The sequence below is a fragment of the Alteraurantiacibacter palmitatis genome (assembly GCF_037154115.1).
In the GTDB taxonomy this organism is placed as follows: domain Bacteria; phylum Pseudomonadota; class Alphaproteobacteria; order Sphingomonadales; family Sphingomonadaceae; genus Alteraurantiacibacter; species Alteraurantiacibacter palmitatis.
In genome coordinates this window covers 406,728-430,472 of the sequence record NZ_JBANRO010000001.1, presented here as the reverse complement: position 1 = coordinate 430,472, position 23,745 = coordinate 406,728, and the positions used below count along the sequence as shown (strand labels likewise).

Genomic DNA, 23,745 nt, shown 5'->3' with positions numbered 1-23,745 from the left:
CAATTCCCAAGGGGGGAACCGAAGATGGAAGGAAGTCTGGCCCTGCTGATCCCGATACTGGCGCTGTCGATCCCGCTCATGGCGATCTGGAGCAAGCACCAGCAACGGCTGGCGGAAATGAAATTGCAGAACACCGCCACCGATACGGCGGAACGCGCCGCGCAATATGCCAGCAAGGTGGCCGCGCTGGAGGAACGGGTGCGCGTGCTGGAACGCATTGTCACCGATGGCGGATACAATGTCGCCGCGCAAATCGAGGCGCTGCGCGATACCCGCCACGTCGAAGACGACAACGGCGTGCCGCTTGGTTTGAACAATACCAAGAGCGGGGAGCGCGTGTGATGGACCCCAATCTGGCAGGCATTCTGGATTACGTGCCGCTGATCATCACCGGCGTGGTGGTTATCTCGCTCGCAGGTATCCTCGCCTCGTGGAACTCCACGCGGATGAAGATCAAGAACGGCTATCCGCTCGAAGGGATGTGGGGCCAGTCGCTGAAGCCCGGCATGGGTAGCGAGGCGCAGCAGCGCGTCACCTTGCTGACGCAGGAAAACGCCCAGCTGCGCGCCGAACTGTCCAGCCTGAAAGACCGGATGGCCAATGTGGAACGCATCGTCACCGATGGCGGATTTCACCTGACGCAAGCGATCGAGGCGCTGCGCGACACCGATACCGATACGGGCCTGCCGCTGGCGCGGGGCCGCGCACGCGAAAAGGTGCTGTAATGGACGCTGGAATGGCCTTTTTCTTCTGCTTCATCGTGGTGATTTCCGCGCTGGTGCTGGGCACCGTCAAGGAAGTGGCAAAGCGCGCGATTGCGCTGAAGGAAAAGCGGCTCGACGCCGAACGCGCCGCCGCCCTGCCCGCCTTTTCCGGCGAAGTGGCTGCACGGCTGGACAGTATGGAACAGCGCCTGCGCGTGCTGGAACGCATCGCCACCGATGGCAGGACGGACACCGCCGCCACGCTGGCGCGCGAGATCGAGGCTTTGCGCGCGCAGCAGGAGGAAGCCCACGGCGTGCCGCTGAACCTGAAGGAAAAGGTGCAATGAGTTTCTGGACCTTCGTTTTCCTTGTGGTGATTGCGGGCATGGCCTTTGAACTGGTCAAACAGCGCAATCTGGCGCGCATGGGCCATGTCGAGGATGCCGATGGCAAGCTGCACAAGGCGGTCTCCGCCCGCGACGCGGAACTGCAGGCCGAGGTAAAAGCCCTGCGCGAACGGGTGAAGGTGCTCGAACGCATCGTCACCGACGAACGCGAGGCGCAGCGCCTGTCCTCGGAAATCGAGAAACTGCGCGACGAATAGGAAGTGAGGAAATGATGAGCGAACAAATTCTGTTAGCCTGTGTTTCTCTGCTGGGCCTGATAATCCTCGCCGCCGCCGCGCTGAAAGGCTGGCAGGGCTGGCTGGCGCTGAAGGAGCGCGAACTGGAACGCCGCCTGTCCCCTGCGGCCAGCGAAGGGGGCTCGCTTGAAGGGATGCAGCGCATCGAGATTGCCGACCTGAAGGAACGCATCCGCAAGCTGGAAGCCATCGCCAGCGGGGTGGATTTGTAACGCCCCGCTGTTCGGCCACCCCGCTGTTCGGACAGGGTGGATTTGTCCGCCCCATCGGCTAAAGGCGCGGCCATGCGCAGCCTCTCTGACATTTTCGACGAATACGACTTCCTCGATGGCGATGAACGCTATCGCCTGCTGATCGAGCTGGGCCGCGAGCTGGAAGAGATGCCCGCGCCGCTGAAAACCGATGCCACGCTGGTGCGCGGCTGTTCGGCGCAGGTCTGGGTCTATCCCACGGGTGATGCGAGCCGCCTGCATTTTCTGGCCGACAGCAATGCCGCCATCACCAAGGGCATCGTGGCGCTGGTGATCGCCGCGGTGCAGGACAAGCCTGCCGCCGAAGTGGCAGCGATGGACGTAGCGGGCGCGCTCGCTCCGTTCGACCTCAAAAACCAGCTGTCGAGCAACCGCACCCAAGGCGTGCCCAACATGATCGCGCTGGTGAAAGAGCACGCCGCGCGCATCGCGGCGGCAGCCTGATCGCGGTGCGCCCGCTCTGGTCTGGCGCGGGGCTGTTCTGTGTGGGCTTCGGCGCGTTGGGTGCCTTTCTGCCCCTGTTGCCGACGGTGCCGTTCCTGCTGCTGGCCGCGTTCTGCTTTGCGCGCGGCAATCCGGCGTGGGAGGCCCGCCTGCTCGCCCATCCGCGCTGGGGGCCGCCGCTGCTCGAATGGCGGGAACGCCGCGCGATTTCGCGCCGGGCGAAGGTGTCCGCGCTGATCGCGATGGGCATGGGTGTGGTGCTGACCGGGCTGACCGCCGGTTTTCCGTGGTGGCTGGTGACGCTGGGCGTGGTCAGCGTGACGGGAAGCTGGATCTGGAGGCGTCCGGAATAGGTGCGGCGAAACCTGTGGGTTACGCCCCCGCGCTTTCGCGCACCACGGCAATCCCCGCCTCGCGCTGGCGCTTCAGTTCCGCCTTCAGCTTGGCGGGATCGCGCGCAAAGACGAAGCCGAAGCTGACGCCGCCTTCCTTGCCGATCGTCGCATGGTGCAGCTTGTGCGCCTGCACCAGCCGCTTGGCATAGCCGCTTTTGGGCACCCAGCGGAAATAGCGTTGATGCACCAGCCCGTCATGGATCAGCGTGTAGATGAGGCCATAGACAAGGATGCCAAGCCCGATCCACGTGCCCGGCCACCAGGCCGATGCGCCCATCACCATCGGGCTGCCGATAGCAAACATCGAAATGCTCATCCCCGCGCCGACCACGCCATAAAGATCGTTCTTTTCCAAAACCTTGTCATGCGGTTCGTGATGGTCGCGGTGCCAGCCCCAGCCCCATCCGTGCATGATGTATTTGTGGCTGGCCCAGGCAACCCATTCCATCGCCAGAACGCTGGCAAGCACGATCAGGATGGCAAGCAGGGTGTCGGACATGGTGGCCGCTATAAGCCGAAAGCGGTTCAGGCGGAAGTCTCGCCTTTGGCCCTATCTCCCGCGATTATTCCGAAATACTTTTCCGCGATCTCGCGGCTGATCCGCGCCGGGCGCAGCGTGGCCGAATCGAGGCAGCACCACATCGACTGCACTTCGGCCAGAACCTCGCCCCCGCGCTCGATCACGGTGTTGTAGAAGGAACGCGCGCCCGCCACCTTTTCCAGCACGGTGCGCGCAATCACATCATCGCCAAGAAAGGCGGGCTTGCGGTAGGTAATCTCGTGCTTCAGCGCCACCCAGGCGTGCGCCGCCGCCGTCTCTGCCGGGGCAAAGCGGTGCCAGTGCGCCAGCACCACATCCTGCACCCAATTGAGATAACGGGCATTGTTCACATGGCCCATGAAGTCGATATCTTCAGGGACAATGCGGATGGGAATCGCGTGCGCGTTTGCTGACATGGATGTAAATTAGTGCATCCGCATGACATTTCCAAGATGCGCCGTGCGGTTATTTCGCCTGCGCAAAGAATTCCTTGGCCCAGCCCGCTTGCAGGGCATGGCCCACAGGCGCTAACGGGGCCAGCATCATGGCATCCAAACCGCGCACCCTTTACGAAAAGATCTGGGACAGCCACGTCATCGAGCAGCGGCCCGATGGCACCAGCCTGATCTTCATCGATCGCCACCTCGTGCACGAGGTTACCAGCCCGCAGGCCTTCGAGGCGCTGCGCCTTGCCGGGCGCAAGGTCCGCCGCCCGGAACTGACGCTGGCGGTGCCCGATCACAATCTGCCCACCACGCCGCGCGTGGATGCGGCGGGCAAGCGCGTGCCGATCGCGGACGCGGAAAGCCGCCAGCAACTGGAAGCGCTGGAGCGCAATGCGCCCGCATTCGGCATCCGCTATTTCAGCGCCACCGCCGCGCAGCAGGGCATTGTGCACGTCGTCGGGCCGGAACAGGGCTTTTCGCTGCCCGGCACCACGATCGTGTGCGGCGACAGCCACACCGCCTGCCATGGCGGCGTGGGTGCGCTCGCCTTTGGCATCGGCACATCCGAAGTGGAGCACGTGCTTGCCACGCAGACGCTGCAATTGCGGCAGAGCAAGACGATGGAAGTGCGAGTGGAGGGCGACCTCAAGCCCGGCGTGACCTCCAAAGATCTGATCCTGCACATCATCGGCACCATCGGCACCGCCGGGGGCACGGGCCATGTGATCGAATACCGCGGCCGCGTGTTCGAACAGATGAGCATCGAAGGCCGTCTGACTGTCTGCAATATGAGCATTGAGGGCGGCGCGCGCGCGGGTCTGATCGCGCCTGACGAGACGACCTTCGCCTATCTCAAAGGCCGCCCCTATGCCCCCAAGGGCGCGGATTGGGATGCGGCGGTTGCCTATTGGCGCTCGCTCCACACCGATGAAGGCGCGGTGTTCGACAAGAGCGTGGTAATCAATGCCGCCGATGTCGAGCCCACCGTCACCTGGGGCACCAGCCCGGAAGATACCGTGGCAATCGGCGGCGTGGTGCCCGATCCCATGAGCTTTGCCGATCCGTCCAAGCAGCGCGCGGCGCGCGCCAGCCTCGAATATATGGGGCTGGAACCGGGCCAGCGCATGGACGAAATCGAGGTGCAGAATATCTTCATCGGCAGCTGCACCAACAGCCGGATCGAGGATCTGCGCGCGGCGGCCGAGGTGCTGCGCGGCCGAAAGAAACACCCCAACATCAAATGGGGCATTATCGTGCCCGGCTCTGGTCTGGTGAAGATGCAGGCCGAGGCTGAAGGGCTGGACAAGGTGTTTATCGAGGCGGGTCTGGAATGGCGCGAGCCGGGCTGTTCGGCCTGCCTTGGCATGAACCCGGACAAGGTGCCTGCGGGCGAACGCTGCGCCTCCACCTCAAACCGCAATTTCGTCGGCCGGCAGGGGCCGGGCGCGCGCACGCATCTGGTGTCGCCTGCGATGGCAGCGGCCGCCGCTGTTACCGGCAAGCTGACCGATGTGCGCGAACTGGTGAAATAGGCTGCTCGGCCGCTTGTGCCTGCCCTTGCGAAAGACCACATTGCCATCATGACCGACGACAACAAGAAGAAGCTGATCGCCGCCGGTGCCGCCATCGGTTCAGCCGCCGTGGCCGCCGCGCTGCTTTACGCCACCAAGCGCCGCAAGAAGCCGGAAAGCGCAGCACCCGGCCCCATTCCCTCTGGCGAGAACCCGGAGACCGATTGATGGAGCCCGTCGCACGCGTCGAAGGCCGCGCCTATCCCTTCGGCATGAAGAATGTCGATACCGACATCATCATTCCCGCGCATTACTTGAAAACGGTGACGCGCGACGGCCTTGGCCGGGGCGCATTCGAGGCCCTGCGCAAAGACCCCGCCAATGTGTTCGACGATCCGCGCCATGCGGGCGCGCCGATCATTGTGGCGGGCGACAATTTCGGCTGTGGCTCCAGCCGCGAACACGCTGCCTGGGCGCTGCTCGACATGGGCGTGAAGGCGGTGATCGCGCCCAGCTTCTCCGACATCTTTGCCGGCAACGCCTTCAAGAACGGCATCCTGACCGTGGCACTGCCGCAGGACGCGATCGACCGGCTGATGGAAGTGGCCGAGACCGATCCGATTACGATCGACCTCGAAAGCCAGACCGTGACCACGCCCTTTCAGGATCGCTGGACGTTCGAGATCGACCCGTTCCGCAAGCATTGCCTCATGGAAGGGCTCGACGAGGTGGGCCTGACGCTGAAAAGCGAGGCAGCTATCGCCGCCTATGAAGCGCGCCTTGCCGCTGGCCAGCCATGGGTTGCCAACGGAACCGGCGCCGGAACCGGGCTTGCCGCCTGACCGGCCACGCAGTAATTTCGCCCTATCCCGCTTACGAGGAAATCCGATGACCAATTTCAACGACCGCGAACGCGCCGAAGAAGCCAAATTCGCCATGGACGAAGATACCGCCTTTCGCGTCGCCGCGCGCCGCAACCGCCTGCTGGGTGAATGGGCCGCAGGCCTGATGGGCCTGACCGCGGAAGAAGCCGACGCCTATCGCAAGGCGGTGATCCAGGCCGATTTCGAGGAAGCGGGCGACGAGGACGTGATCCGCAAGGTGCTGGGCGATCTGATCGCCGCAGGCCAGGATGTGGACGAAGCGACCGTGCGCGCCAAGCTGGATGAAAAGGCGGTGGAAGCCCGCCGCCAGTTGATGAGCGAGTCCTGATCCCATGCCCATGGCCGCCGCCGATATCGAGGCGATGATAAAGGCCGCCCTTCCCGATGCGGTGGTGGAGATCACCGCGCTGGTCGATGATGGGGATCACTGGCGCGCCCACGTCACCAGCGCCGCCTTTGCCGGAAAGACCCGCGTGGCACAGCACAAGATGGTGTATGACGCGCTGGGCGGGCGCATGGGCGGCGTGCTCCACGCCTTGCAACTGTCCACTGCCGTTCCCAAGTGACAGGCAGCAAGCACTCAAAACCCGGTGGGATCCATGTCTGACGTCAATCAACGCATTTCCGAAATCGTGACCGGCAACGATGTTGTCCTGTTCATGAAAGGCACGCCGCTGTTTCCGCAATGCGGCTTTTCCAACAAGGCGGTCGCCATTCTCGACCATTGCAATGTCGCGTTTGAAAGCGTGGATGTGTTGCAGGACATGGAAATCCGCCAGGGTATCAAGGCCTTCTCCGACTGGCCGACCATTCCGCAGCTCTATGTAAAGGGCGAATTCATCGGCGGCAGCGACATCATGATGGAAATGTACGAAGCCGGCGAATTGCAGGCGCTGCTGGAGGAAAAGCAGGTGGCCAAGGCTTCCTGATTTGCGCGCCCTGCTCCGCATCCGCCGCACCGGCGCCTGAGGCGGGACAGGCAATGTGCAATCTGTATCGCATGACAAGGCCCGCCGCGGAAGTGGCGGGCTTTTTTGCGGATATCGCCGCTGACCTTCGCGTGATGCCCGGCAATGTGCCCGAACAGGTCTATCCCGGCTATCCCGGCCTCGTTCTGGCTGCGCGCACTATTCAACCGATGGTCTGGGGCTTCCCGCTCAGCCTGACTGGGGCCAAGGGGCAGAAGCTGAAGCCCAAACCGGTCAACAACGCCCGCGCCGACAAGCTGACAAGCCCGTTCTGGGCGGCCAGCTTCCGCGATCGGCGCTGCCTTGTCCCCGTATCCGCCTTTGCCGAGTCCGAAGGGCCAAAGGGGGGCAAGACGCGCACCTGGTTCTCACCACCCGATGCACCGCTGCTGGCAGTGGCGGGCCTGTGGCGGCCATCAGCGGAATGGGGCGATTGCTTCACCATGGTGATGACAGAGGCGAATGCGGCGGTATCCTTCCTGCACGACCGGATGCCGGTGATCCTGCCGCGCGCGGACTGGGCCACATGGCTGAACGCCCCGCCGGACGAGGCCCTGGCGTTGTGCCGCCCCTATGCGGGCGAACTGGTGGTGGATCGCACAGCGGAGCCGTGGGCGGGAAAACGCTGACGGTCTTGGGGGGAAAGCAGGCTTCGGGGAGGCGGGACCGGGAGACTATCGGTTCCAGGGGTTGGACCGTTAAGCGGCCCCGCCTCAGTCGAAGACCAGACTATGCCAATATCTTTGCATGGGCCGTGCCAATTTGCAGGATTGGCGGTTTGGTGCGGCAGACGATGGTTCGCGAAAAGTTAAGGCGCGAGGCCGCTGTCAAGAATGCCGACAGGTGCGGCGAAGCGGGGGAGAGCGGGAATGGCGCGCCCGGCAGGATTCGAACCTGCAACTCCAAGCTTAGAAGGCTCGTGCTCTATCCAGTTGAACTACGGGCGCGCGCTGCCCCGCCCTTTAGCGGGGTTTGCGGCGCGCGCAAATCGGGTTACTCATCGGGGATGGGGCAAAATCCGCAAGCGATCACCGGGCAAGAAGGCGCTGGCCGCCAGTTTCGCTATTTCGATCTGGTGATGGCCGCCTTTGTCGCCATCCTGCTGCTGTCGAATGTAATCGGCGCAGGCAAGGTGGCGGTGATGGATATTCCGGTGCTGGGCCTGTGGGCCTTTGGCGCAGGCATCCTGTTCTTCCCCGTCTCCTATGTCATCGGGGATATCCTGACCGAGGTCTATGGCTACGCCCATGCGCGCCGGTGCATCTGGACAGGCTTTGCCGCGCTGATCTTCATGGCCTTCATGGCGACTGTAGTGGTGGCGCTGCCGCCGGCGGAAAACTGGGGCGGGCAGGACGCGTACGAGCAGGTGTTCGGCCAGGTGCCGCGCATCGTCATGGCCTCGATCATCGCCTTCTGGGCGGGGGAATTCGTCAATTCCTATGTGCTGGCGCGGATGAAGGTGTGGACGAAGGGCCGCTATTTGTGGACGCGCACCATCGGCTCGACCGTGGTGGGCCAGGGGGTGGACAGCGCGCTGTTTTACCCCATTGCCTTTCTGGGTGCGGCTGGCTGGACGACTGATCTGGTGATCACCGTGGCGCTGACGCAATGGGGGCTGAAAACCGCGTGGGAAGTGCTGCTGACGCCGGTCACCTACAAGGTGGTCGGCTTCCTGAAAGCGCGCGAGGGGGTCGATGTCTTCGATACCGACACCGATTTCTCCCCCTTCGCCCGTGCGGAGCGTGTTGATGGGGCGGGGGCGTGACGGATCACTCCGCCACCGCGCCCACGAACCAGATCACCAGATAGACCAGGATCAGGCTGCCCAGCCCCGCCACGGTGCCGATGGCAAAGCCGAGGCGCACCAACAGCGGATCGGTGCCCAGCCAGTTGGCCATGCCGGCGCAGACCCCGCCAAGCTTGGCGCGCTCCCGATCCAGCGCGAATTTGCGCGGCGCAAGGCGCACCTCGTGATTGGCCGACTGCGTGCCGGGCGCGGTCATGCCAGCACTCCCGAAACCGCCTGCATTTCCGCCGTGGCGAAATAGCTGACCATGATCGCCAGCGACATGGTGACAGCGCCAAGTGCGGCGGCGGCGCGGTGCAAGATGCTCTTTTCGTTCGACATTGTGTTTCCCTTTCCTGTTTGCCGGAACGCGGTGTGCGTCCGATGCAGCAATGATTGCAGGGGGTGTGCCAATTTGCGAAAATGGCGGAATTCTGCGATTTTCGTTCAGCTGCGCGAAAGGTGCGCCACTGCTCCGCGCCGATTATTGGGATTTTTCACCAATGCTTGGCTTCGCGCTTTTTCGTGGAATTGGCGCAAGCGCTGGCATAGGCCACAGCGCAGACAATGGCGCTTGACCGGATCACCCTTTCCACCTTTCGCAACCATGCCGCCACGCGGCTGGACGGGGCGGCGCATTTCAACCTGCTGGTGGGCGAAAACGGCGCGGGCAAAACCAATGTTCTGGAAGCCCTGTCGCTGCTTGCACCGGGTCGCGGCCTGCGCCGTGCGCCGCTGGCCGATATGGCGGAGCAGAATGGCGTTGGCACCTTTGCCATCAGCGCCGCGCTGCGCACGGGCGATGACGACACCGTGCAAATCGGCACCGGAACGCTGCCCGAAGCCCCCGGCAGGCGGGTGGTGCAGATCAACGGGGCTGCGGCGAGTGCGCTGGCGCTGGGGGAATGGCTGGCGATTGGCTGGCTGACACCGGCAATGGACCGCCTGTTTGCCGACAGCGCCAGTGCCCGACGGCGTTATCTCGACCGGCTGGCCGTGGCGCTTGACCCGGCCCATGCCCGCCATGCCAGCCGCTATGAAGCGGCCCTGCGCGAACGCAACCGCCTGCTGGCCGACGGGCCGGAGCCCGATGCCGCTTGGCTCGACTCGATCGAGGTGCAGATGGCGGAAGCCGGCGCGGCATTGACGGCGGGCCGCGTTGCGGTGATCGCGGCGCTATCCGCAGAGCTTGAAGATCTGCCCGACGAACCCTTTGCGCGGCCTGACCTTGCCTATATCCCCGGTGGAGGTGGCAGCGCCGATGCCCTGCGCGAGGAGTGGCGGCGCACCCGCGGGCGCGACCGGGCGGCGGGGCGCACGCTGACCGGCCCGCACCGGGACGAGCTGGAGGTGCAGATGGCGGAAAAGGCCATGCCGGCCGCGCAATGCTCCACCGGCGAACAGAAGGCCATGCTGATCGCCATCACCCTTGCCCATGCGCAATTGGCCGCTGGCGGCAGACCCGGCGTGCTGCTGCTGGATGAGGTCGCCGCGCATCTTGACCCGCTGCGCCGCGCCGCGCTGTTCGAACGACTTCGCGAAAGCGGCAGCCAGATATGGCTGACGGGCACCGAAATTGCCCCCTTTGCCGACATTCTGCCAGAGGCGGCGGTATGGCAGGTGGCGGGCGGAAAAGTGGAGCGGTTGGGCTGAGCCGTTATCCACGCATCGCCGCAGCGATGTCGCGCAGATCGGCGCGCACGCGCGAGATCGCCTCGGTATCGAAGCGGAACCGGCAGGCAGTAACCGTGGCCGACATGGCTTCGTACAGCGTCAACAGCGCAGGCCCCACCGGATTGGTGCGATCCACCCCCAGCCTGAGCGCGCCCAGCCCGCTTTGCGCGCGCGCCAGGCCATTGCGGCGGATATCGTCGCGCCCGTTCGCATTGGCCCACAGCGCCTGCCCCAGCGCCGCATCGACATCGGCCAGGCACAGCCGGACGAGGTCGAGCCCGCTCGACCCGGCCACGCGGGCATCGAAATCGACGCGGCGATAGGCTTCGGCGGGGTTGGCGGTTCTCAACATGGCGATTGACCCGTTAATTGCGCGGCGCATTCCACGCGGCGATCTGGTTCTTCAGGAAAGCCAGCGTCGATTGCGAGGCGGCGACATTGCGGTCGCTGCTGGTGAAGGTTTTCACCAATTGCTCGCGCACCTTTTCCTGCTGCTCGGCAATCTTGGCGAGGCGTTCGTCAATCTTTTCCAGCTGGCTGGTATAGCGGGTGACCGATCCGCCCAGCGAGCCGGGGTTGGTGCGCTGCGATGCGCTGCGCGCCATGCTGTCCACTGTGGCGAACACGCCGAACAGGCCGGTGGTGAACATGGCCGATGCGCCCGCCGGGCTGTTCGCCAGCGTTTCGCGCAGGCGCGTGGCATCAAGCCGGAAATTGCCCTCGCGCGTGGTGGCAAGGCCCAGATCGGCCAGCGTGCGCGGATCGCCTGCGGCGGCATTGGGCATCACCACCTGCGTGGTGAGCGAAGCCAGCGCCCGCTTCAGCGCGCGAGCGCCCGCATCATTGCCCAGTTCGCCGCTTTTGGGATCGGCAAGCTCGTTCAGCGACGCGGTAATGTCGTTCAGTGCGTTGACGAAATCGCCCATCATCGCGGTGATCTGCGTGGTCTTGTCGGCAAAGCCGATCTGCGCGGGCGCACCGGCATTGGTTCCGGTGAGTTGCAGCACGAGGCCGCCCGGCAGATTGCTCACCTTGTTGCTGGCGCTGGTCATTGCCACGCCATCGAACAGGAAGGCGGCATCCGTGGCCGTTGCCTTGCGCTGCCCGCTGTCGGTGGTGGGCGACCAGGCAAGGTAGTCGATCTGGCCTGCGACCGGCGGAGTTACCCCGTCACTGGCGCTGGCGCCCGCCGCCTCGATCACGATGCCGTTGGCCGCGCCATCCTGCCCCTTCACCACCAGCCGCGTGCCACCTGCGGACTGGGCAACATAGGCGGTAAGCCCGCTGCCAGACTGAGTGATCTTGCGCGCCACATCGGCCAGCGTATCGGTGCCGGTCACGTCGATCGTCACTGGCGAGCGGCCGGCATCTTCGGCAAAGCTGGATGCGCCCACGGTGCCGAAACGGATCGTCAATTGCCCTTCGCCCACCGGGGCGGCGGATGCGGCATAGCCATTGCTGGCCAGCGTCTGCGCCGATGCCAGCGCGGTGACTTCCAGCGAATAGCTGCCCCGCCCCGGCGAACCGGGCAGAAGCGAAAGCTGCGCGATCGAGGGATTGGACAGCGTTGGACTGGGCGACAAATCGCCGTTGCGGATACGGTCCCCCAAGGCGCTCGCCAGATTGGTGATCTGGCTGCGCAGCGTCGAAGCCGCGGAAATGCGCGCTTCCAGCGCCTGGCTGCGGCTTTGCAGCTGGCCCTTTTGCGACAGGAAGCGCGCTTCGGCCAGATCGGTCGCCAGCTTGATCATGTCGACGCCGCTGCCACCGCCAAGCGTGGTGATGATGCTGGATGTGCTGCTGGTGCTGGTCATGGCAGGAAGAACGGTTGGCAGGCCACGGCTTTAACCCTTCGCTTCGGGCTGGCCATCGGCGGTGAAGCGCAATTCCAGCGGCACGGTGATGGACGGGCGGATGGGATGCTCGCCGCGTTTGAGCGACATGACGAAGGCGAGCACGCTGGCAATCGCGGAATACAATTCCGCGCGCACCATCTGGTTTTCGCGCGTGGTGAAATAGACCGCGCGCGCGAGAGTGGGATATTCGAGCAGCGGCACGCCGTATTCCGCCGCCAGTTCGCGCATGGCCAGCGCCTTTTCCCCGCGCCCCTTGGCCAGCACATAGGGCGCGGCAGCTACGGCCGGGTCATAGGCCATGGCGACCGAGAAATGCGTGGGATTGGTCAGCACGAATTGCGCTTCGCGCACCGCGCCCGCCACGCTGCCCTTGGCAATGTCGCGCTGGCGCTGGCGGATGGCGGCCTTCTTTTCCGGGCTGCCTTCCATCTCCTTGTATTCGTCGCGCATTTCCTGCGAAGTCATTTTCAGCTTGGATAGGCGCAGCAGGTTCTGGATCGGCCAATCGATTGCCGCGATCACGGCCAGACCGCCTGACAGCAGCAGCAGCAGATTGGCCGTCGCCTCCCATGCGGCCGAAAGCTGCCCGGTCAATTCGCCGCGCCCCAGCGCCATCAGCGCGGCAAGGTTGGCGCTGCCCCAATACCAGGTGATGCCGCCCAAGAGGCCCAGCTTGGCAAGGCTTTTGCCCAGTTCGATCAGACCCTGCGGCCCGAACATCCGGCCAAGGCCCGCCAGCGGGTTGATGCGGCTGGCCTTGGGCAGGGCGTTGCCGGCCACGAACTTGCCTTCGCCATAGGCAAGCTGCGCGGTGAAGGTGACCACGATCACCAGCACGCCCAGCGAAAGGATCGGCGGCAGCAGTGCCCAGACGGTATCGGCCACCAGCCTCTCGGGCCGGAAATCCTCCAACGCGCCCCGGTCGAAGGTCAGCGCGCTGGTGGCGCGGCCTTCAACTTCGGTCAGCAGCCACGGCCCTGCAAGTTTCAGCCACATCGCGCCCGCCAGCATGGAAACCGCTGTCGCCACTTCGCGGCTGCGCAGCACATTGCCCTTTTGCGCCGCGTCGCGCAGGCGCTTTTCGGTAGGGGCGAAACTCTTCTCGCCAGCGGGCTGCTCGCTCATGCCCGGCCTTTCATGGTTGCACCGCCCGTCCGGCCTGTTCGATCGCGGCTTCGGCCAGCATCACGAAATGTTCGGTCAGCAGCGGCACCGCGGCAATCAGCGCGGCAAGGCCGGCCAGCACGCCTGCGGGCAAGCCCAGCGCAAACAGGTTGAGCGACGGGGCCGAACGGCTGATGACGCCGGTGACGATCTGCACCAGCAGCAGCACCAGCGTGACCGGCAGGGCAATCGCTACTGCCGTCGCCAGCGCTTGGCTCGCAAAGCTGGCCACCAGCCAGCCGCGTTCACCCACATTCCAGTCCGCGCCCGGCGGGAACAGATTGTAGCTTTCCACCACCAGCCGCAGCCACAGCAGATGCCCGCCCAGCGCCAGGAACACCAGCGTCAACATGATGGCAAACACCTGCCCCAGCGCGCCCGATTGCCCGCCGCTGTTGGGATCAACCGCGGTTGCCATCGCCATGCCCATCGTGCCCGAGATCTGTTCCGCCGCGATCAGGGGCACGGCAAAGGAGAGTTGCAGCACAAAGCCCAGCGTGAAGCCAATCACGGCTTCGGTCAGCAGGGCAAGGATCGTCTCGATCGCCAGCATATCGGCGGGCAGGCGCACGGGCAGCCAGTTCATCACGAACACCGCCACCGCACCTGCAATCACGATGCGAACCTCCACCGGCACACTGCGCGCGCCGAACAAAGGGGCCGCCATCAAGGCTGCGCCGATGCGCACCATCAGGAAGATCAGCACCCACAGCTGATCCTCCAGCGCGCCAATGCCGAAATCGGGCAGGGTCACTGGCCGGAAAGCCCCGCGATCTGGGCGAAGATCTCGCGCGCGAAATCCCCGATGAGGCCAAACATCGCCGCGCCGAAGAACACCATCACCGCCGCCACCACGGCCAGCTTGGGCACGAAGGTCAGCGTCTGTTCGTTGACCGATGTGGCCGCCTGAATCACGCCCACCAGCAGGCCCACCGCCAGCGCGGCGAGCAGGATGGGCGCGGCGACCAGCGCGGTCGTCCACAGCATCCGGTCGAACAGGGCGAACAGCGAAGCGCCGTCATCCATGTGCCAGGCCTCCCCTTATCCGAAGCTCATGGCCAAGCTGCCCATCAAGAGCGCCCAGCCATCGATCAGCACGAACAAGAGCAGCTTGAACGGCAGCGAGATGATTGTGGGGGACAGCATCATCATCCCCAGGCTCATCAGCACGGATGCCACCACAAGGTCGATCACCAGAAAGGGCAGAAAGATCATGAAGCCGATCTGGAAGGCGGTTTTCAGTTCACTGGTCACGAAACTGGGCAGCAGGATCGAAAAGGGCACATCCTCCGCCCTCGCAAAAGTGCCGTAACCGGCCATGTCGGCAAACATCGCAAGGTCGGTCTCGCGCGTCTGGCGGATCATGAAGGAATGGAAGGCATCGCCCGCCGCAGAAATCGCGGCATCCGCCTCTATCGTGCCGGCGGCATAGGGGGCGATGGCGGCAGTGTTCACCTGATCCAGCGTCGGGGCCATGATGAAGAGCGACAGGAACAGGGCCAAGCCGATCAGCACCTGATTGGGCGGCGATTGCTGCAAGCCCAGCGCCTGCCGCAGAATCGACAGCACGATGATGATGCGCAGGAAACTGGTCATCATCAGCACCAGCCCCGGCAGGATGGTGAGCAGCCCCATGATAAGGAGCAATTGCAGCGAGAAGGACAAGGGCGCGCCGCCGTTTGCCCCGCCCATGGCGCGTTCCAGCGCGCCGCCAAGGCCAGCCGCAGGCATCACAGGCGCGGCAGACGCGGCCAGCGCCATATCGGGCAGCACGATCAGCGCCGCCACTGCCAGCATTGCCGTCAGCAGGCGAAACATCAGCCCATCTCCCATTCGCGGCTATCGGCGGGCATCACCTGCCGTCGCGCGGCATAGGGATCGTTCTCGGCCAGCCGCACCAGCCCCTGCTTGGTCGCGCCCACCAGAATCTCGCGGCCGCGAAACTCGATCACTGCCAGACGGATGCCGGGGGCCAGGAACGTGGTTTCCACCAGCCGCGCGGCCTTTTCGCCGCCGGGCGCCACCATGCGCGCCTGCATCTTGCGCGTCAGCCACAGGCTGCCCCAGACAAGGCCCGCCAAGAGCGGCAGCAGCAGCAGGAGCTTGAGGATATACCACAGCATCAGCGGCGGCCCTCTGGCGTGCTGCGCGCATCGCCTGCCATTTCCACGATACGCAGCGCAAAGCGGTTGCCTTCGGTCACCACTTCGCCGCGCGCGATCAGCTTGCCGTTGACCAGCACATCGAACATCTCGTCCACCTGGCGGCCCAGCGGCACCACGCTGTCTTCGCCCAGAGCCAGCACATCCTTCAGCGGCAGGCGTGTGCGGCCCAGCTCCACCGTCAGGGTCACATCCACATCGCGGATGAGGTCAAGCGCGCGCAGATCGTCAGCGGTCATGGGTATGTCCTTCGGTTTGGGAATGGGTCAGCCGCGTCAGGCGCAGGGCCAGCACACCATCGGCGCTGCCCGCCTGCCCATGGGCAATCGCCACGCGGTCCAGATACAGGGGAATATTCGCCGGGATCGCCAGCGGGATGGTATCGCCGGGGCGAAGTGCGGAAATGCGCGATACCGGCACACTCATTTCCGCCAGCACCGCCACCAGTTCCAGCGGCAGATCGGCAAAGGGCGCGTCCAGACTTTGCACCGGCACATCGGCTGCGGCATCGACGGGGCGCGGCGCACGTGCGCCTTCGACCAGCAACAGCGCGGCCTGCGACAGGCGCATCACCAGCTGCACAGCCCACGGATTGCGCCCCGGCAAAGCCACTTCGCAGCGCAGCGCCAGGAACATGTCGTCATCGCGCGCGCGCACCAGCTTGCCCAGCACTTCGCTGCGCGCGGCAAGGCGCAGCGGTTGCGGCCGTTCCAGCGCGCCCGCCAGCGCCTCGCCCAAGGCCGCAGCAAGGCGGGCCATCGTCAGATCGGTCGCGGCGGGCAGGCGATCAGGCAACACGCCGGGCGCATCGCCGCGCCCGCCAAACACCTGATCGGTCAGCACCAGCGCGCCCGCGTAATCCAGGCTGGCGAGCATCTGCGCGCCGCCGGCATCTTCCAGCAGCAGGTTCACCGCCACCGGATCAATCATCTTGTGCAGACGCGGCGCGGCGATCTTTTCCACCTTGGAACATTCGACCTGTGCCTTTTCGCCGCCCAGCAGCGGACGCAAGCTCTCCGCCAGCGCCAGCCGCAGGCGCGGAGCGGCGGCAGCAAGCATCGCGGCCAGCTCGTCCGGCTGCGGCACGCGCGCGGCCAGGCTGGTGCTGTGCTGTGCCAGCGGCCTTTCGGCCTTCAGGAAGCCTTCGGAAATCATTGCACGAGGAAGCTGCGGAAATGGACGGCTTCGACGCCGCCAAAGCCTTCGTTCTCCTCCAGCACGCGGTTGACCGCGGCGGTCAGGCGGCGTTGCAGGCGTTCCTTGCCTTCAACCGAATAGACATCGTCCTCGGGCGTGTCGGCCAGTTCGACCAGAATGGCCGAACGGATGGCGAGTTCGTGCAGTTGCAGCCAGCGGATCACGCGCCCGTCGCGGCGGGTGGAGGCGGCCAGGCTCACCTGCACCAGACCGGGCGAATCCTTGAGGTTGGAGGTGAAGCCGTCCTCGAAAGTGTAATAGGCCGCGCGGTATTCGCTGCCGCCTTCGCCATAGACCATCGGCGGGCCTTCGGCATTCTCGGCGGCGGCAAAAGGATCGGGATCGCCCTTGGCGACATAGCGGGGGACATCGGGTTCATGCCCGCCCGCGCCCTTTGCGCCCAGATAGCCCATCGCCACCGCGCCATAGGCGCCGCCCGCGCCCAGCCCCAGCAGCAGGACTGCGCCCAGGATCAGCTTCATCTTGCCCGATTTGGGCTTGGCTTCGGCATCTTCCTTCTTTTTGGTCATCTCAACGGCTCCGGGTAGTCAGGGGGTCAGGCAAAGCGGCTGCCATCGCGCGGTGCGCGGGGTTCGGCCTTGCTTGCGGGGTTCTGTTCGTTCTGGCGCAGGATCTGTTCGCCAGCGGCAAGATTGCGCGCTGCGCGGGCCTGCTGCTCGCCGCGCTGCTGATCGGAATGGGCCGAAGGGCCAGCGCCGGAATTGGGGCCCCCGCCCTGATCGGCCCGCGCGTCATTGCGCCCGTCACCGCGCCCATCATTGCGGACCGCAGCGCCATCCTGCACCACGATCACGGGGCGGTCGGCCAATGCGGCCTGCACTGCCGGCGCAAAACCGGCATCGCTGCTCGACAGCGCGACTTTCAGCGACTGGCCAATCATGTCGAATTGCACCGCCACCTGGCCGAATTCGCGGTGCGCGATCTGGAGCGAAGCGCGGCCCGGCTGCGCCAGTTCGCGCGCCTGGGCCAGCTTGTCGATCACGGCCTCGAAATCGTGGCCCGGTGTGGCGGGGGTAGCGGCTGCTTGCGGCGTGCCGGTGTTTTCGGCGGCGGCCATGCGCGGGGCATCGGCCAGGGCAAGGGATGGTGCAGGTGCAGGCGCCGATGCGGGGGCAGCGGGCAGCGGCGCGTTGGCCTGCGCGGCAGTGGATTTGTCACCCGCCACCTCGGCCATTGCCGCACCGCGCGCAGCGCTGCGCACCGGCATCGCCAACACAGCAGGCAGCGGCGATGCGGACTCTTGTGCCGCGCCCTCCAAGGGGGTGGCGGCAGATGGCGCAGCGCGTTCGGCCAGACGGGCCGCAATGGCCTGCACGGCGGAAGCCCGCGCGAGCAGCTGTTCGGGCACAAGCTGGGCTGCGCCATCAGCGGTCGTAACGGGCGCGGCCGTTACTGGCGCCCCGGTGGATTGCGCGGCGCTGAGGTGGCTCGGCTCACCGCGCAGCTTCACCTGAATTTCACTGCGGGCAAAGGGCATGGCCAGCGGCGCCGCGGTGATCGCGGGTGCCACGCTTCGTGCCAGTGCAGCGGCAGGAACGGGCATGGCCGCCGCTCCCGGCATTTCCTGCGCCATGGCCGGCTTGCTGGAAGCCACCTGCGGCGCAGCAGGCAGGCTGGGCGCGGCACGTTCTGCCGCCAGCGGCACATCCGCGTTCGGCGCAGCATCGGGCACGGCAAGAGCCGCGGTAAGGGCAGCAGGCGCGGGGACTGGGGGCGCGGGGACTGGGGGCGCGGGGACTGGGGGAGCAGGGTCTTGGGGCGCGGGTAAATCGGGAAGAACGGCAAGTGCTGCGGCATCCGGCACGGCAATGCCGGCGGCGACCGGCAAATCCTTGCCGCTCTCTGCCGGATCCCTGCCGAACGGATTGCCGCTCAAACCGCTCGGATCGGGTGTGGCTGCGCCCTGCAACAGCGGGGCGAGCAGATCGGCAAAGGCCTCAAGGGATGCCGCCTCGCCCCCGTTGCCGCCCGCATTTACGCCTTGCGGTGCAGGAGAGCCGGATGGCAGCGCGGCGGCAGTCGAGAGCAGCGAGGCGAGGTTCACGTGGGGCTATCCCTGTTGCAAAAGTGGTTCTGCCTTCAACCTTTCAACTTCCGTGCCAAAACGGGCCGGACGAAAACGGGAAGGTCGCGCGCGGCGAGCTGTTTCTCGGCCGCCTGCCGCTCCGCCGCTACGCGCTCGCCCGCAATGTCGCGCCGTCTTTCGGCAAGGCGCAGCGCGGCCATCGCCTCCGCGCTGGAGCGTTCGGCCTTGCGCCGGTCGCCTTCGGTCTCTCTCAGTATCGTTTGCAGGCCCGCCAGAAAGGTCAGCCGCGCGGCCAGATCATCGCCCGAATGGGTGTGTTCGTGGGCAGCATAGGATGCGGCGATTTCCCCGCTGCGCGCGTGCAGGTTGATGAGCTTGCCATGCAGGCCCGCGGCTTCTGCCACGCGCACCATCGCGGCCTGCCGCTCCACTTCGCGCAGGCGCGCCATGCGGGCAAACAGCTTGGCCTTGCGATCAGGCTGGCGCATGGCCCATCAATCCCGCCAGATCGGCAATCGCCCGGTCAAGCGGCACCTGTTCGTGCGCCTCCTGCCCCAGAAAGGCGCGGATCGCATCCTGCATGGCCAGCGCCTGATCGAGCTGCGCATCCACGCCGGGGCGATAGGCCCCCATGAGCAGGAAATCGCGATTGCTCTCCAGCGCCGCGATCAGCCCGCGAAGGCTGCGCGCCTGTTGCCGGTGCGCCGGGCTGGCCACCGCTTCCATCACCCGGCTGAGCGAAGCGGGGACATCGATCGCGGGATATTGCCCGCGCTGCGCAATCTCGCGGCTGAGCACGATATGCCCGTCCAGAATGGCGCGGGCGGTGTCCACCACCGGATCATTCGCATCGTCGCCATCGGCCAGCACGGTGTAGATGCCGGTGATCGCGCCGCCGCTGCGCGCGGAATTGCCCGCGCGTTCGATCAGCTTGGTAATCGCTGCCAGTGCGGACGGCGGATAGCCGCGCGCCGCGCCTGGTTCGCCCAGCGACAGCGCAATCTCGCGGGCGGCGTGCGCCACGCGGGTCAGGCTGTCGAGCACCAGCAGCACGCGCTTGCCCTGCGCGCGGAAATATTCGGCCAGCGCACAGGCGAGCTGTGCGCCGCGCAGGCGCAGATTGGCGGCATGATCGGCGGGCACGGCAACCAGCGCGGTTTTCATGCACCTATCCCCTTTGTGGTCTTTGGCCATATGCCGCGCGACAAAGTCGGACACTTCGCGCCCGCGTTCGCCAATCAGGCCGATCACCGCAATGTCGCAATCCGCGCCGCGCACCATCATGTCGAGCAGCACCGATTTGCCCACGCCAGACCCTGCAACAATGCCCACGCGCTGTCCCTCGCCCAGCGTGGCGAGCGCGTTGATCGCGCGGATGCCGCAATCGAAAGGCTGCGCAACCGAAGCGCGTTCCAGCGCCCCTTCGCGCAACCCGCCCAGCGGCCACAGCGTTCCGCCATTGACCGGCGGGCCGCCATCAATCGGCGTGCCGGTGCCATCGACCGCGCGGCCCAGAAACTCCTCGCCCACGCGCACCATGCCCGGCCGCCCTTCGGCGCGCACCAGCGTGCCGGGTTGCAGGCGCACCGTATCGCCCAGCAGCATCATCAGGCTGCGCCCTGATCGAAAGCCCACCACTTCGGCAGCAGGCGCGTGTTCGCCATCGGCAACCCGCGCACGGCAGAGCGTGCCGATGGGCGCTGGCAGACCAGCCACTTCGATCATCCCGCCATCGCAGCTGACAATGCGGCCCAGCGGCACCGGGCCCAGCGCCTCGCGCAGATCGGGCGCGGCGCGGGCGATGTGGCGCAGTTCGTCCTCAAGCGTTGCTAACACAGGCCCAGCGCCTCGCGCAGGGCGGCGCGCCATTCGGCGGGGCCATCCACCACCGCGCCTTCTGCCGTATCGAACACCACGCTGCCGCGTTCCAGCATGGGATCGGGCAGGATGTGCCAGGTGGAGGCAAAGGCGGGATCGAGCAGGCGCACATCATCCGGATGGAGACGCAGGCTTGCATCGGTAATGCCCTCGCCCACCATTCCTGCTGCGCGGACACAGCGCCGTTCCAGCGCCGCGCGATCCAGCGCCAGCGGGGCCAGTGTCGCCTCGCACAGCGCCGCGACACATTCAGCCAGCCGCTGCGCCAGTTCGCGCTCCATCGCCTCGTCCAGTTGCGCCAGCGACAGCGTGAGCGCGGCGCGCGCCTCCTCGGCTTCGATAAAGGCGGCCTCGGCCAGGGCGCGGCCCTGCGCCTCGCCTTCGGCAAAGGCCTGCGCCAGCGCCCTGTCGGGTTCAGCTTGTGGCGGGGGCTCTGGCTGGTGGCGTCCGGCAAAACCGGCGCTTGCAAAGCCGCCCCGCTGCGAGAGCAACGCCATCCAGTCTGGCCCGCTTGCCGAACCCTGTGCAGGTGCGGGCGCGAACAACGGCTCAAACGAACTCGCCATCGCCCGCCCCCAGACTGATTTCGCCCAATTCCGCCAGCTCGCGCGCCTGCATGACAATGCGCCGCTGCGCCTCGCGCACATCGGCCAGCTTGATGCGGCCGCGCATCTCGATCTCGTCGCGCACGCCATCGGCGGCGCGGCTGGACATGGCGGCGAAGAACGGGGCGCGCTGTTCGTCCTCGATACCCTTCAGCGCATCGACCAGCACTTCGCTTTCGACATCGCGCAGCAGGCGGCCCATCTGCATGGGATCGAGTGTGTAGAGCATTTCGAAAGTGAACATTTCTGCCTCGATCGCACGCGCCAGTTCGGCATCGCGCTGGGTGATCGCGGGGATCACCACCTTGCCCATATTGCCCGCGGCCAGATTGATAAGGTCAGCCGCCTCGCGCGGGCCGCCCATGGTCAGTGCAGCTTCGCCAAACCGACTGGAAATGCGGGCGGAGAGAATTTCGTCGAGCATGGCCATCGCGTGGTGCGAGACCTTGCCCATGCGCGCGATGCGTTCGACCAGATCGGGCTGCATTGCTTGCGGCATCATCGCCAGCAGCCGCGCGGCGGGCTCCGCCTCCTGCAACAGCAGCAGCACGGCAATCGCCTGCGGATGTTCCCCCTCAATCAATTCGAGCAAGACCTGCGGCGCCAGCCAGCGCACCAGTTCGATCGAACGGGGGCGGGCATCGGGCGCGATGCGCTGCATGATCGATTCAGCCTTCACCTCGCCCACGGCAGCAGCCATGCGGGTGCGAAACTGGGCGGGCCGGTCATGGGCGGGCAACGAGGCGGTCTGCGCATGGCGCACAAAGCCTTCGATGGCGGCGGCAATGCCATCCGCGCCCACTTCACCCAGCGCAATCATCCGTTCGCCGATCAGTTCGAGCTCATCGGGTTCCATCTGAGCCAGGATGCGCGCGGCTTCGGCATCGTCCATCAGCATCAGGACAACCGCGGCGCGATCCGCCTCGGTCACGGGGGTGGCCATGGTCATGCGTTCGCCCCTTCGGCCGGGGCGGCCAGCATCCGGCGCAGCGCGGCGGCGGCGCGTTCGGGCTGTTCGGCGGCCAGGCGGCGCGCGAGATCGACCTGTTCGCGCAGATCGTCCTGTGGGTCGCCCACGGCGATATTCACGCGCTGGCCGGACAGGATCTGCCCCGGCTGCCCGCTTTCGTCCGTGGCCAAAGCGGGGGATTCCTCGTCGTCCTCATCCGCAGCCTCGTCCTTCTTCGGGCCGCGCAGCGCGCTGATGATCGGGCGCACACCGAAAAGCAGGCCCAGGATGACCGCAATCAGCGCGGTGCCATAGCGCAACGCCATGGCGAACCAGCCGGTTTCGTAGAAAGGCACCGCATCCTCCTCGGACGCCTTGAACGCGCCTGCCACCACGCGCACCTGATCGCCGCGCGCCGGGTCTGCCCCCACAGCAGCGGAAACCAGTTCCTGCACCTGCTGCGCGGTTGCAGGTGCAATCGCCTGCAAGGCTTCTTCGGACAGGGCAACCGCCACGGACAGGCGGCGCACGGTGCCGGGGCGCGTGCTCGACACCGCAACCTCGCGGCCCAGTTCATAGGTGCGCTGGGAGGAGGACTGGCCCATGGCAGGCGTCGCCTGCCCGGCCGCAGCCCCGCCTTGCGGCGCACCTTCTTCCAGCACGGCGGGCGGCGGCGGAGTGTTGGCGGTGACGCCGGGAACGCCTGCGGCCAGCGTATCGCCGGGGCGCGTGGCGTTGCTTTCGCTGATCGAGCGCACCACGCCTTCATTGTCATAGCTTTCGCGGGCAGATGTGGTTTCCGCCATGTCGAGTTCCACCTGCACTTCGGTGGAGAACTGCCCTTCGCCCAGCAATGGGGTGAGAAGCTGGGCGACTTGCAGCCGCAGCTTGTCCTCATATTCGCGTTGCAATTCCAGCGCATCGGCCGCGCCGTTGCGGGGGGCGGACAGCAGGCGGCCCTGCTGATCGACCACGCGCACCGCATCGGGCGAGAGGCCGGGAACGGACCCCGCGACCAGATTGACGATGGCCTGCACCTGATCGTTCGTCAGCGACCGCCCGCGTGCCAGCCGCAGCATGACAGAGGCAGACGGCGCGACATTCTCGCGCACGAACACGCTGCGTTCGGGGCTGGCAAGGTGCACGCGCACGCTTTCCACCGCGTCGATTTCGGCAATGGTGCGCATCAGTTCGCGTTCGCGCACATTCTTCAGCCGCTCGCCTTCCAGCGTGCGGCTGGAGCCGAGCGGGATGGAATCGAGCATTTCGGATGTGCTGTCGGGGCTGGCCAGCGCGCCATCGGATGCCACCAGCATCCGCGCGCGATACAAATCCTCCTCCGCCACCGACAGCGCGCCGGTGCCCGGATCGATCTTGTAGGAAATGCCGCCCGCTTCGAGCGCAGACACCACGCCTGCACGTTCGGCATCGGTCAGGCTGGAATAGAGCATCCGGCTGGGGCCGCTCGACAGCGCCAGATACAGCGCGCCCACCGCCGCCAGTGTGCCAAGCCCCGCCAGCGCGGGCAGGCTGCGGCGCAGCAGCGGGTTGTTCATGATGCCGCCCAGCCGGTCGCCCAGCAGGGGGTTGCCGCCCAGCAAGGCGGGCTGGCGGGTGGCGGGAAGATCAGCCTCGGCCAT

36 protein-coding genes and 1 tRNA gene are annotated in these 23,745 nt (G+C 66.0%); 16 read left to right on the top strand and 21 right to left on the bottom strand.

The window, feature by feature from the left end; translation table 11 throughout:
* The first annotated feature begins 24 nt into the window (after positions 1-24).
* From WFP44_RS01855 to WFP44_RS01825, 7 genes are all read left to right on the top strand, one after another.
* Positions 25-342: a hypothetical protein gene (locus WFP44_RS01855; RefSeq protein ID WP_336924632.1), complete on the top strand. Its 318-nt coding sequence runs from the start codon at positions 25-27 to the stop codon at positions 340-342.
* Positions 342-725, top strand: a complete 384-nt coding sequence (locus tag WFP44_RS01850; RefSeq protein WP_336924631.1) for a hypothetical protein — start codon at positions 342-344, stop codon at positions 723-725. The genes WFP44_RS01855 and WFP44_RS01850 overlap by 1 nt, the downstream gene beginning before the upstream one ends.
* Positions 725-1,051: a hypothetical protein gene (locus WFP44_RS01845; protein WP_336924630.1), complete on the top strand. Its 327-nt coding sequence runs from the start codon at positions 725-727 to the stop codon at positions 1,049-1,051. The genes WFP44_RS01850 and WFP44_RS01845 overlap by 1 nt, the downstream gene beginning before the upstream one ends.
* Positions 1,048-1,308, top strand: a complete 261-nt coding sequence (locus tag WFP44_RS01840) for a hypothetical protein (RefSeq protein WP_336924629.1) — start codon at positions 1,048-1,050, stop codon at positions 1,306-1,308. The genes WFP44_RS01845 and WFP44_RS01840 overlap by 4 nt, the downstream gene beginning before the upstream one ends.
* 14 nt (positions 1,309-1,322) lie before the next feature.
* Positions 1,323-1,559, top strand: coding sequence for a hypothetical protein (locus tag WFP44_RS01835; RefSeq protein WP_336924682.1), 237 nt, complete (start codon positions 1,323-1,325; stop codon positions 1,557-1,559).
* Between the two features lie 72 nt (positions 1,560-1,631).
* Entirely contained in the window at positions 1,632-2,042 is a 411-nt protein-coding gene (locus WFP44_RS01830; protein ID WP_336924628.1) for a SufE family protein, read from the top strand.
* A 5-nt stretch (positions 2,043-2,047) separates the two neighbouring features.
* On the top strand, positions 2,048-2,395 hold the full coding sequence (locus tag WFP44_RS01825; RefSeq protein ID WP_336924627.1) for a YbaN family protein: 348 nt from the start codon (positions 2,048-2,050) through the stop codon (positions 2,393-2,395).
* Positions 2,396-2,414: 19 nt separating this feature from the next.
* Here WFP44_RS01825 and WFP44_RS01820 read toward each other — a convergent pair whose 3' ends face one another.
* Positions 2,415-2,936, bottom strand: a complete 522-nt coding sequence (locus WFP44_RS01820; RefSeq protein ID WP_336924626.1) for a sterol desaturase family protein — start codon at positions 2,934-2,936, stop codon at positions 2,415-2,417.
* 26 nt (positions 2,937-2,962) lie between these two features.
* Positions 2,963-3,394, bottom strand: a complete 432-nt coding sequence (locus WFP44_RS01815) for an acyl-CoA thioesterase (RefSeq protein ID WP_336918465.1) — start codon at positions 3,392-3,394, stop codon at positions 2,963-2,965.
* Positions 3,395-3,522: 128 nt separating this feature from the next.
* Between WFP44_RS01815 and leuC the strand changes: the two genes are divergently transcribed.
* From leuC to WFP44_RS01780, 7 genes are read left to right on the top strand one after another with little or no spacing between them, the layout of a single operon-like run.
* Entirely contained in the window at positions 3,523-4,956 is a 1,434-nt protein-coding gene (gene leuC / locus WFP44_RS01810) for a 3-isopropylmalate dehydratase large subunit (protein ID WP_336924624.1), read from the top strand.
* A gap of 48 nt (positions 4,957-5,004) precedes the next feature.
* Positions 5,005-5,163, top strand: a complete 159-nt coding sequence (locus WFP44_RS01805; RefSeq protein ID WP_336924623.1) for an isopropylmalate isomerase — start codon at positions 5,005-5,007, stop codon at positions 5,161-5,163.
* Positions 5,163-5,777, top strand: a complete 615-nt coding sequence (leuD, locus tag WFP44_RS01800) for a 3-isopropylmalate dehydratase small subunit (RefSeq protein ID WP_336924622.1) — start codon at positions 5,163-5,165, stop codon at positions 5,775-5,777. Before WFP44_RS01805 ends, leuD begins: the two co-directional genes overlap by 1 nt.
* Before the next feature lie 46 nt (positions 5,778-5,823).
* Positions 5,824-6,147, top strand: a complete 324-nt coding sequence (locus WFP44_RS01795) for a DUF1476 domain-containing protein (RefSeq protein WP_336924621.1) — start codon at positions 5,824-5,826, stop codon at positions 6,145-6,147.
* Between the two features lie 4 nt (positions 6,148-6,151).
* The gene (locus WFP44_RS01790) at positions 6,152-6,385 is read left to right on the top strand and encodes a BolA family transcriptional regulator (RefSeq protein ID WP_336924620.1); all 234 of its coding nucleotides are present in this window, start codon (positions 6,152-6,154) and stop codon (positions 6,383-6,385) included.
* A gap of 33 nt (positions 6,386-6,418) precedes the next feature.
* On the top strand, positions 6,419-6,748 hold the full coding sequence (gene grxD, locus WFP44_RS01785; RefSeq protein WP_336924619.1) for a Grx4 family monothiol glutaredoxin: 330 nt from the start codon (positions 6,419-6,421) through the stop codon (positions 6,746-6,748).
* A gap of 53 nt (positions 6,749-6,801) precedes the next feature.
* Positions 6,802-7,416 carry an SOS response-associated peptidase gene (locus WFP44_RS01780; RefSeq protein ID WP_336924618.1) on the top strand — a complete coding sequence of 205 codons (615 nt, stop codon included), beginning with the start codon at positions 6,802-6,804 and terminating at the stop codon, positions 7,414-7,416.
* Positions 7,417-7,657: 241 nt separating this feature from the next.
* On the opposite strand, the gene WFP44_RS01775 is transcribed toward WFP44_RS01780, so the two are convergent.
* Positions 7,658-7,734 (bottom strand) — tRNA-Arg (locus WFP44_RS01775).
* A gap of 59 nt (positions 7,735-7,793) precedes the next feature.
* On the opposite strand from WFP44_RS01775, the gene WFP44_RS01770 reads away from it, so the two are divergent.
* Entirely contained in the window at positions 7,794-8,552 is a 759-nt protein-coding gene (locus WFP44_RS01770; protein ID WP_336924617.1) for a queuosine precursor transporter, read from the top strand.
* Positions 8,553-8,556: 4 nt separating this feature from the next.
* On the opposite strand, the gene WFP44_RS01765 is transcribed toward WFP44_RS01770, so the two are convergent.
* Both WFP44_RS01765 and WFP44_RS01760 read right to left on the bottom strand, forming a co-directional pair.
* Positions 8,557-8,790, bottom strand: coding sequence for a PspC domain-containing protein (locus tag WFP44_RS01765; RefSeq protein WP_336924616.1), 234 nt, complete (start codon positions 8,788-8,790; stop codon positions 8,557-8,559).
* The gene (locus WFP44_RS01760) at positions 8,787-8,915 is read right to left on the bottom strand and encodes a hypothetical protein (RefSeq protein WP_336924615.1); all 129 of its coding nucleotides are present in this window, start codon (positions 8,913-8,915) and stop codon (positions 8,787-8,789) included. Before WFP44_RS01760 ends, WFP44_RS01765 begins: the two co-directional genes overlap by 4 nt.
* A gap of 225 nt (positions 8,916-9,140) precedes the next feature.
* On the opposite strand from WFP44_RS01760, the gene recF reads away from it, so the two are divergent.
* Positions 9,141-10,226, top strand: a complete 1,086-nt coding sequence (recF, locus tag WFP44_RS01755) for a DNA replication/repair protein RecF (RefSeq protein ID WP_336924614.1) — start codon at positions 9,141-9,143, stop codon at positions 10,224-10,226.
* Between the two features lie 4 nt (positions 10,227-10,230).
* Here recF and fliS read toward each other — a convergent pair whose 3' ends face one another.
* From fliS to fliF, 16 genes are read right to left on the bottom strand one after another with little or no spacing between them, the layout of a single operon-like run.
* Positions 10,231-10,599, bottom strand: a complete 369-nt coding sequence (gene fliS, locus WFP44_RS01750) for a flagellar export chaperone FliS (protein WP_336924613.1) — start codon at positions 10,597-10,599, stop codon at positions 10,231-10,233.
* A 13-nt stretch (positions 10,600-10,612) separates the two neighbouring features.
* Entirely contained in the window at positions 10,613-12,061 is a 1,449-nt protein-coding gene (gene fliD, locus WFP44_RS01745) for a flagellar filament capping protein FliD (protein ID WP_336924612.1), read from the bottom strand.
* Between the two features lie 30 nt (positions 12,062-12,091).
* A complete protein-coding gene (locus WFP44_RS01740) occupies positions 12,092-13,228 on the bottom strand; it encodes an EscU/YscU/HrcU family type III secretion system export apparatus switch protein (protein ID WP_336924611.1) in 1,137 nt (378 codons plus the stop codon).
* A 10-nt stretch (positions 13,229-13,238) separates the two neighbouring features.
* A complete protein-coding gene (fliR, locus tag WFP44_RS01735) occupies positions 13,239-14,021 on the bottom strand; it encodes a flagellar biosynthetic protein FliR (RefSeq protein ID WP_336924610.1) in 783 nt (260 codons plus the stop codon).
* Entirely contained in the window at positions 14,018-14,293 is a 276-nt protein-coding gene (locus WFP44_RS01730; RefSeq protein ID WP_336924609.1) for a flagellar biosynthetic protein FliQ, read from the bottom strand. Before WFP44_RS01730 ends, fliR begins: the two co-directional genes overlap by 4 nt.
* 15 nt (positions 14,294-14,308) lie before the next feature.
* Positions 14,309-15,085 (bottom strand): flagellar type III secretion system pore protein FliP, encoded by a 777-nt coding sequence (gene fliP, locus WFP44_RS01725; protein ID WP_336924608.1) that lies wholly within the window; start codon positions 15,083-15,085, stop codon positions 14,309-14,311.
* Complete coding sequence (locus WFP44_RS01720; protein ID WP_336924607.1) at positions 15,085-15,390, bottom strand: flagellar biosynthetic protein FliO; 306 nt, start codon at positions 15,388-15,390, stop codon at positions 15,085-15,087. Before WFP44_RS01720 ends, fliP begins: the two co-directional genes overlap by 1 nt.
* Entirely contained in the window at positions 15,390-15,668 is a 279-nt protein-coding gene (gene fliN, locus WFP44_RS01715; protein ID WP_336918493.1) for a flagellar motor switch protein FliN, read from the bottom strand. Before fliN ends, WFP44_RS01720 begins: the two co-directional genes overlap by 1 nt.
* The gene (locus WFP44_RS01710; RefSeq protein WP_336924606.1) at positions 15,658-16,584 is read right to left on the bottom strand and encodes a FliM/FliN family flagellar motor switch protein; all 927 of its coding nucleotides are present in this window, start codon (positions 16,582-16,584) and stop codon (positions 15,658-15,660) included. Before WFP44_RS01710 ends, fliN begins: the two co-directional genes overlap by 11 nt.
* Positions 16,581-17,156, bottom strand: coding sequence for a flagellar basal body-associated FliL family protein (locus WFP44_RS01705; RefSeq protein WP_336924605.1), 576 nt, complete (start codon positions 17,154-17,156; stop codon positions 16,581-16,583). Before WFP44_RS01705 ends, WFP44_RS01710 begins: the two co-directional genes overlap by 4 nt.
* 26 nt (positions 17,157-17,182) lie before the next feature.
* Positions 17,183-18,691: a hypothetical protein gene (locus WFP44_RS01700; protein WP_336924604.1), complete on the bottom strand. Its 1,509-nt coding sequence runs from the start codon at positions 18,689-18,691 to the stop codon at positions 17,183-17,185.
* A gap of 35 nt (positions 18,692-18,726) precedes the next feature.
* The gene (locus tag WFP44_RS01695) at positions 18,727-19,161 is read right to left on the bottom strand and encodes a hypothetical protein (protein WP_336924603.1); all 435 of its coding nucleotides are present in this window, start codon (positions 19,159-19,161) and stop codon (positions 18,727-18,729) included.
* Positions 19,148-20,509 (bottom strand): FliI/YscN family ATPase, encoded by a 1,362-nt coding sequence (locus WFP44_RS01690; protein ID WP_377923111.1) that lies wholly within the window; start codon positions 20,507-20,509, stop codon positions 19,148-19,150. Before WFP44_RS01690 ends, WFP44_RS01695 begins: the two co-directional genes overlap by 14 nt.
* On the bottom strand, positions 20,503-21,117 hold the full coding sequence (locus tag WFP44_RS01685; RefSeq protein WP_336924602.1) for a FliH/SctL family protein: 615 nt from the start codon (positions 21,115-21,117) through the stop codon (positions 20,503-20,505). The genes WFP44_RS01690 and WFP44_RS01685 overlap by 7 nt, the downstream gene beginning before the upstream one ends.
* Positions 21,101-22,105 (bottom strand): flagellar motor switch protein FliG, encoded by a 1,005-nt coding sequence (locus WFP44_RS01680; protein WP_336924601.1) that lies wholly within the window; start codon positions 22,103-22,105, stop codon positions 21,101-21,103. Before WFP44_RS01680 ends, WFP44_RS01685 begins: the two co-directional genes overlap by 17 nt.
* Positions 22,102-23,745, bottom strand: coding sequence for a flagellar basal-body MS-ring/collar protein FliF (gene fliF / locus WFP44_RS01675; protein WP_336924600.1), 1,644 nt, complete (start codon positions 23,743-23,745; stop codon positions 22,102-22,104). Before fliF ends, WFP44_RS01680 begins: the two co-directional genes overlap by 4 nt.